The 203-nt window shown below is 70.9% G+C and carries 1 protein-coding gene; it reads right to left on the bottom strand.

Translation table 11 applies throughout. The annotated features are described in order from the left end of the window. Window positions 1-203 (bottom strand): VCBS domain-containing protein (locus tag AC066Y_RS43490; RefSeq protein WP_478279166.1); only part of this gene is annotated, 203 nt, incomplete at both ends.

Raw genomic sequence — 203 nt, 5'->3', positions numbered from 1 at the left:
TGCCGGTCGCATGCGTGCCGGCGTTGGCGCTGCCGTCGGGATTGACGCCGGCCTCGGTGGCGTCGCCGGTATCGGCGACCGCAACCGGCGCGTCGTCGGTGCCGTGGATGGTGATGGTCAGAGTCGTGCTGCTGGTGCCGCCCTGGCCGTCCGAAACCGTGTAGGTGAAGCTGTCGGTCAGCGTGCCGCCGACGTTGAGCGCC

The sequence above is a fragment of the Bradyrhizobium sp. USDA3010 genome (genome assembly GCF_056429065.1).
Note: the sequence above shows the minus strand (reverse complement) of the source record. Positions and strands in the feature narration are given on the sequence as shown.